This window comes from Micromonospora sp. WMMD736, assembly GCF_049179015.1.
In the GTDB taxonomy this organism is placed as follows: domain Bacteria; phylum Actinomycetota; class Actinomycetes; order Mycobacteriales; family Micromonosporaceae; genus Micromonospora.
Genome location: NZ_JBMHMI010000006.1, coordinates 1 through 7,248, shown reverse-complemented (window position 1 = coordinate 7,248; position 7,248 = coordinate 1). Strand labels below are relative to the sequence as shown.

5 protein-coding genes are annotated in these 7,248 nt (G+C 67.3%); 2 read left to right on the top strand and 3 right to left on the bottom strand.

Features of this window, described 5'->3' with window-relative positions:
* A partial coding sequence (locus tag ACN269_RS32400) for a type II toxin-antitoxin system VapC family toxin (RefSeq protein WP_421476793.1) occupies nucleotides 1-257 on the bottom strand: 257 nt, incomplete at its 3' end.
* A 5-nt stretch (nucleotides 258-262) separates the two neighbouring features.
* Nucleotides 263-490, bottom strand: a complete 228-nt coding sequence (locus tag ACN269_RS32395) for a CopG family transcriptional regulator (RefSeq protein WP_421476792.1) — start codon at nucleotides 488-490, stop codon at nucleotides 263-265.
* On the opposite strand from ACN269_RS32395, the gene ACN269_RS32390 reads away from it, so the two are divergent.
* The gene (locus ACN269_RS32390; RefSeq protein ID WP_421476790.1) at nucleotides 471-3,815 is read left to right on the top strand and encodes a helix-turn-helix transcriptional regulator; all 3,345 of its coding nucleotides are present in this window, start codon (nucleotides 471-473) and stop codon (nucleotides 3,813-3,815) included. The genes ACN269_RS32395 and ACN269_RS32390 overlap by 20 nt on opposite strands.
* Here ACN269_RS32390 and ACN269_RS32385 read toward each other — a convergent pair whose 3' ends face one another.
* Complete coding sequence (locus tag ACN269_RS32385) at nucleotides 3,816-5,255, bottom strand: cytochrome P450 (RefSeq protein ID WP_421476788.1); 1,440 nt, start codon at nucleotides 5,253-5,255, stop codon at nucleotides 3,816-3,818. It lies immediately after the preceding gene.
* A 173-nt stretch (nucleotides 5,256-5,428) separates the two neighbouring features.
* Between ACN269_RS32385 and ACN269_RS32380 the strand changes: the two genes are divergently transcribed.
* Nucleotides 5,429-7,248 (top strand): ATP-binding protein (locus tag ACN269_RS32380; protein ID WP_421476787.1); only part of this gene is annotated, 1,820 nt, incomplete at its 3' end.

Genomic DNA, 7,248 nt, shown 5'->3' with positions numbered 1-7,248 from the left:
GCAACAAGCTCGGCGATCCGCAGCCAATCTCCCGCTGCTACCGGTTCGACGGTGAACGCGCCATCGGCCAAGTCGCCGAGGAACCGCACTTCGGGCTCGACGCCGAGCCGGGTGCTTAGCAAACAGGACACCTCGGTAATGACGAGTGTCGGGACGATCAACGGGCCGGGATGGGTCTGCAGGAGCTCCAGCGACGACGCATGGTGTGCGTCGTCGGCGTCGACGTAGGCGTACAGGGGGCCCGCATCGACGACAATCGCCCCTATCGTCCGACCTCGGCAGCCAGTATCTCTTCGATACGCTCGGAGACATCGCTCCGACCGCTGCGGCCGGCGGCTGCTGCGTTCAGGCGCCGACGGCCACCGGGCACGCCGAGGTACGCCTCGAGCGCTTCGCGGCTCACCTCGGAGATTGTCATATTCCGACGCCGAGCCTCGTGCCGTAGACGAGCATCCAGCGCGTCAGGGATCTTGACCGTCGTCCGTTTCATGTATGCCAGCATACCCTCGCTGTTCTACCGTGATTGGCCGCTGATCTTGGCTACCATGATCAAACCGCTGCTGAACTGGGGCGATGCCGATGTGAGCGAGTTGCCGACTGGAACCGTGACGTTGCTGCTGGCCGACGTCGAGGGGTCCACGCGGCTCTGGGAGATCCAACCGGACGAGATGGCGACGGCCATCAACCGTTTCAACCAGGTAGTGGATGAGGCGGTCGGCGCTCATGGCGGCGTACGCCCGGTGGAGCAGGGTGAGGGCGACAGTTTTGTCGCGGCGTTTACCCGCGCCAGCGACGCGGTGGCGTGTGCGCTGGCTCTGCAGTGCGCCCCGTTGATGCCGATCCGGCTGCGGATCGGCCTGCACACCGGTGAGGTGCAACTGCGCGACGACAGCAACTACGCGGGCCCGGCGATCAACCGGACGGCACGGTTGCGCGATCTGGCCCACGGCGGGCAGACGGTGATCTCCGGTGCCACCGAGCCGCTGGTGGTCGACTCCCTCCCAGAGGGGACGTGGTTAGTCGATCTGGGCAGCCATCGATTGCGGGATCTGCCCCGTCCGGAACGGGTGGTGCAGCTGTGCCATCCGGACCTGCCGACAGAATTCCCGCCGCTTCGGGTGGCCGATGAGCCTGCCGCACATAATCTTCCGGCCCGGTTCACGAATTTTATTGGGCGCCGCAAGGAGATTGCAGAACTGCGCGATCTCATCACCGCGAATCGGTTGGTCACGTTGACCGGCGCCGGAGGAGCCGGGAAGACCCGACTGGCTGTCGAGGTTGCCGCGCAGCTGGCAGACGAGTTTCCCGACGGGGTTTGGTTTGTGGACCTGGCCCCGGTCACCGATGCCGCAATGGTTTCACTCGTTGTCGCGCGCACCTTTGGCCTACCCGATCAACCGGGCCGTTCGACCATGGACACGGTGCTGCGGTTCATCGGCGAGAAGACGATGCTGGTGCTGATCGACAATTGCGAGCACCTGCTCGACGTCTGTGGGCAGCTGATCGTCAGCGTCTTGGACGCTTGCCGGCAGTTGACCGTGGTGGCCACCAGCCGGGAATCGCTCGGGGTGTCCGGTGAATTGTCGTGGCGGGTGTCATCGTTGTCGGTCGACGATGAGGCAGTCGAGTTGTTCGTGGATCGGGCCCGCCATGTGCGGCCGCAGTTTCGTGTCGGCGGCGACGATGCTGCTTTGGTGGCGCAGATCTGTGCGCGTCTTGACGGGATGCCGTTGGCGATCGAGTTGGCCGCCGCACGGGTGCGGTCGCTGACGGTCGCCCAGATCGCGGATAGTCTGCATGACCGGTTCCGGTTGTTGACCGGGGGCGCGCGCAGCGCGGTGCGCCGCCAGCAGACGTTGCGGGCGTCGGTGGACTGGTCGCATGCCTTGTTGAGCGAACCCGAGCGGGTGTTGTTTCGGCGGTTGGCGGTTTTTTTCGGTGGGTTCGATCTGGACGCCGCCCAAGCGGTCGGCACCGCCAGCGACGCCGAGCGCTACCAGTTGCTGGACCAGTTGGGCCTGCTGATCGACAAGTCGCTGGTGGTCGCCGAAGAGGGCGCCGACAACAGAATGCGGTACCGGCTGTTGGAGACGGTGCGCCAGTACGCGCTGGAAAAACTCGGTGAGTCCGGTGAGGCTGACCCGGTCCGTACCCGCCACCGTGACTACTACACCTCCACCGCAGCGGGCCTGGAAGCCCGCGTGCAGGCCGACGCTGAGCCGTTGATGCGGTGGGCCGACGTCGAGATGGACAATCTGCGGGCGGCGTTTGTGTGGAGTCGCGAGATGCGTGACGAGCAGACCGCGTTGGGGTTGGTGTCGTCGTTGCAGCCGTACTGGGCCAGACGAGGCCGGATGATGGAAGGGCTGGCGGGGTTCGACGCGGTGTTGACCGACCAGTGCCCGCCCGATGTCGCCCCGAAGGTGTGGGTACGCGCGGTCGGCGACGCCAGTACCTTGGCGGCGATGTTGAGCATACCCGCCAGCCTGGATCGGGCGCGGGCGGCCCTGGCCTCCGCACGCGAAATCGACAACCGGTCACTGGTTATGCGAACCCTTGCCGCGTGCGGGTCGATTGCAATCGACGACGCCGACGTCGCCGGGCCATACTTCGCCGAGGCGATCGATCTGGCGCGCGCGGCCGGTGATCGTCGGCGCCTTGGTCAACTCCTCGGGTATCGGGCATACCTGGCCTTCTACGCCGGTGAGCCGAGGGTCGGATGCGCTGCCGCCGAAGAGGGACGGGACCTTGCCGAAACGCTCGGCGACCAGTTCCTCAGTCGACATTGCCAAATGTGGCTGGGCTCCTCGCTATCCATTCAGGGAGATCTAGATCAAGCCGAGCGAATCCTCGGCACCCTGGCCGAGCAGGCCGAAATCGCCGGGGACCCGAATCACAAGAGCTGGGCCTGCCTCGCCCAGAGTTCCGTGTTGGCCTTCCGCGGGCGGCCTGGGGCCGCGCACGATGCGGCCGAACTTGGGGCTGCGGCCGTCGATACGCTGGGCTCGCTATTGCCAGTGCAAAGCTATCTCGCTACAGCGGCGCTGGCCAGCGGCGATGTTGCCGCCGCAAGGAAGGCTGCCGAGGCCGCCACGCGGCACCCAGTTTCGCAACGCGAAGTCATTGCCAAACACATGCTGGCCGAGGCAACACTGGCCAGCGGTGATGTCGCGAAGGCCCGCCGGTGGGCCGACGACGCCGTCGCGGTGGCCCCGGGCTGGTGGCAGATGAATGCACTGACCGTGCGCGCGTTCATCGCGCTCGCGCAGGGTGAGCCCGCTCAGGCCGAGCGGGACACCCATGCCGCGCTGGCCGTGGCCGCTAGAACCCAGGCATTCGCGCGGGTGCCCGACACCCTGGAATGCCTGGCCCGATTGGAGGCAGACGACAATCAGCGCCACGCCGCGCGGTTGTTTGGCGCCGCGCAGGCCATCCGGGAGCGCACCGGAGAAGTCCGCTTCCCGATGTATCAAGCCGACTACGACACCACAGTCGCCGCTGTTCGAGAAGCGTTGGGGCAGCGGGATTTCGACGCTTGCTGGGCCGAAGGTGCCGCGCTGTCCACCGAAGAGGCCATCGCCTACGCCCAGCGCGGTCGCGGCGAGCGTAAACGCCCGGACAGCGGGTGGGAGTCGCTGACCCCCACCGAGTGTGACGTGGTGCGGTTGGTCAGCGACGGGCTGGCCAACAAGGACATCGCCGCGCGACTGTTCGTCTCACCGCGCACCGTGCAGACTCACCTGACCCACGTCTACGCCAAGCTCGGGCTGACCTCGCGCGTCCAACTGGTGCAGGAGGCAGCGCGGCACACCTGATCACGCCGTCCGGCGACGGATGCGGGCGGGGATGGGTTCGGCGGCCACCGTGGTGAACGGCACTGCGATCGGGAAATCCGATCTCTCGGACTGAATCTCGACGCGCCGGATGATGGTGGCCAGTGCGAGGGTGGCTTCCAGCATGGCGAAGTGATCGCCGATGCAGGAGCGCGGCCCGGCGCCGAACGGCAGGAATTGCCAGCGGTCGCGTCCGGCGGCGTTGTCCGGGCTGAACCGGTCGGGGTCGAAGGCCAGCGGATGCTCCCACAGCGCGGGGTCGCGCTGCACCGCATCGATGCCGAACGACACGATGGTGCCGGCTTTGAGGCGGTAGCCGTCGACTTCGATGTCCCGCTTCGCCTCCCGACTGGTTGCCGCGGCGGGTGGACACATCCGCAAGGCTTCGTGCAAGACCTGCACCGTGTAGCCCAATCGGGGCACGTCCTCGGACGTGAACTCACGACTTCCGATTGCGGCGACCTCTGCTTCGACGCGTCGCTGCAGGTCAGGGTGTCGTCCGAGCGCCCACAACGCGTATGCCAGGGCGGTGGCGGTGGTGTCGTGTCCAGCGAGCATGAACACGATGAGTTCGTTGCAGATGTCGTCATCGCTGAGTGCTTGCCCGGTCGCGGGGTCGCGCGCGGCGATCAGCGCGTGCACCAGCGGGGCGTCGCGGCCCGGATCGGCCCGACAGGCCCGCAGGACGTCATCGGCGAGCTGGCGCAATGTGGCGGCGGCGGCGCGAGCGCGCCGGCGTGCCGGGGTGGGTAGCCAAACTGGGGCGCGCACCGGTCGTGTGATTCGGTGGGCGAGGTACTCCATGGCCACCCGCATCGGCGTGGCGATCTCCTCCGCGCGCTCGTCCAGGTTCAGTCCGAGCACGGAGCGGCCCAGCGCCCGCAGCGTCAGCCGTCGGCATTCAGCATCGAGATCCACCCGCGACCCGTCGGGCCACCCATCGGTGACTGTTTCGGCGGCTTGGGCCATGTGACCGGCGAACTCAAGCACGCGCTGTTTGGTGAAGACCGGCTGTAACGCCCGCCGGCGCGGCAGCCAGCGGTCGTGGGGAAGGTCAAACAGGTTGCACCCCAGCAGATGTCGCATCTGGTCGTGGAGCAGGGTCTTTTCGACGAACGCGTCGGTGCGGCCCAGGATGTCTCGGCCCGCCTGCGGGGAGGTTGCCACCACGGCATCGGGAAACAGCCCTCCCGTGACCAGTTTCAACCATTTCGGGATGAGGTTCAGGCGAGTGACGGGTCCGCCCGCATCACGCAGTTCCTCTACGCCGGTGTGGAACACTCGGATCGCTCGTCGCTGCTGCGCAGGCGGCAACGGGTTGATCGGAGCCAGCGGCAGCTGCGAGACGTCGGCCTTCACGCTGTCGGCAGTCCGGCGTCGTGGACGTTGCGGGCGGTCTGGCTGGGCGGTGTCGGTGATCATGTGACCCTCCTCGGTTGAGGTTGACTTCGACTATCCGGTCGCGGCGAGCCGAGTTCATCGGTTGTTGTGCGTATATCTGCGCGGTCGAGGGGTCGTAGATCAGCACCTGGGCTGCGGCGATGTGCGCGGTTGTGCTGATGTTTTGCCGGTGGTGGTCGGCGATGCTGGTTAGCATGAGGCAATACGCGGAGTCGCCGCCGCTGAACTGGGGTGATCTGGGTGTGAGCGAGCTGCCGACGGGGACGGCGACGTTGCTTTTGGCCGACGTCGAGGGGTCCACGCGGCTGTGGGAGACCCAACCCGACGAGATGCCCGCGGCGCTGGCGCGGCTGGATCAGGTGGTGGCCGCGGCGGTCACCGCGCATGGCGGGGTGCGTCCGGTGGAGCAGGGTGAGGGTGACAGTTTTGTGGCCGCGTTCGCCCGGGCCAGCGACGCGGTGGCGTGTGCGTTGCAGGTGCAGCGGGCGCCGTTGGCGCCGATCCGGTTGCGCATCGGCGTGCACACCGGCGAGGTGCAGTTGCGAGATGACGCCAACTATGCGGGGCCGGTGATCAACCGGGCCGCGCGGCTGCGCGATCTGGCTCACGGTGGGCAGACGGTGCTCTCCGGCGCGACCGAACCGTTGGTGGCGGATCATCTGCCTGACGGGGCGTGGTTGACGGATTTGGGCAGTCACCGGTTGCGGGATCTGCCGCGTCCGGAGCGGGTGCTGCAGCTGTGCCACCCGGACGTGCGTACTGAGTTCCCGCCGCTGCGTGCCGCGGATGCTGTTGTGTCGCATAATCTTCCGGTTCAGTTGACGAGTTTCGTGGGGCGCCAGGCGGAGATGGCGGAGCTGAGTGGGCTCATCGCCGAGAACCGGTTGGTCACCCTGACCGGTGTGGGCGGTGCCGGTAAGACCCGACTGGCGGTTGAGGTCGCTGAGCGGCTCGACGACGAGTTCCCCGACGGGGTGCGCTACATCGACCTGGCTCCGGTCACCATCCCGGCGGTGGTGCCGCTGACCGTGGCGCGGACGCTGTGCTTGCCCGATCAGCCGGGCCGCTCCACCACCGACACGGTGCTGGGCTTCATCGGGCACAAGACGATGCTGCTGGTGTTCGACAACTGTGAGCATCTGCTGGATGCGGCCGGCGATCTGATCGTCGCGGTGCTGGAGGCGTGTCCGCGGGTTTCGATCCTCGCCACCAGCCGCGAGTCCCTCGGCGTGGCCGGTGAACTGAGTTGGCGGATGCCGTCGCTGTCCACGACAGATGAGGCGATCGAGTTGTTCGTGGACCGGGCTCGTCATGTGCGCCCCGGGTTTCGGATCGACGGGGACGAGGCCGCGCTGGCCGCCGATATCTGCCAACGGCTGGACGGGATGCCGTTGGCGATCGAGTTGGCCGCCGCGCGGGTGCGGGCGTTGTCACTGTCCCAGATCGCCGAGGGCTTGTATGACCGGTTTCGGTTGTTGACCGGTGGTGCGCGCGGTGCGGTGCGCCGCCAGCAGACGCTGCGCGCGTCGGTGGACTGGTCGCATGCGATGTTGACCGACCCGGAGCGGGTGTTGTTTCGGCGGCTGGCGGCGTTCGCCGGTGGGTTTGATCTGGACGCCGCCGAGGACGTCGGCGCGGCCACGGACGCCGAGCGTTATCAGCTGCTGGACCAATTGGGTCTGTTGGTGGACAAATCGCTCGTGCTCGCTGAGCGGGGAGCCGGTGGGATGCGGTATCGGTTGTTGGAGACGGTGCGCCAATACGGCCTGGAGAAGCTGGGTGAGTCCGGTGAGGCCGGGGCGGTGCGTACCCGCCACCGGGACCACTACGCGACCACGGCCGCCGCGTTGGACGCGGACATTCAGGCTGGGACGGAGCGCCTGCTGGCATGGGCCGACGCCGAGATCGACAACCTGTACGCCGCGTTCTCCTGGAGCCGCGAGCTCGGCGGCGACGAAACCGCGCTGCAGATGGTGTCGTCGTTGCAACGGTACTGGGTGGAGCGCGGCCGACT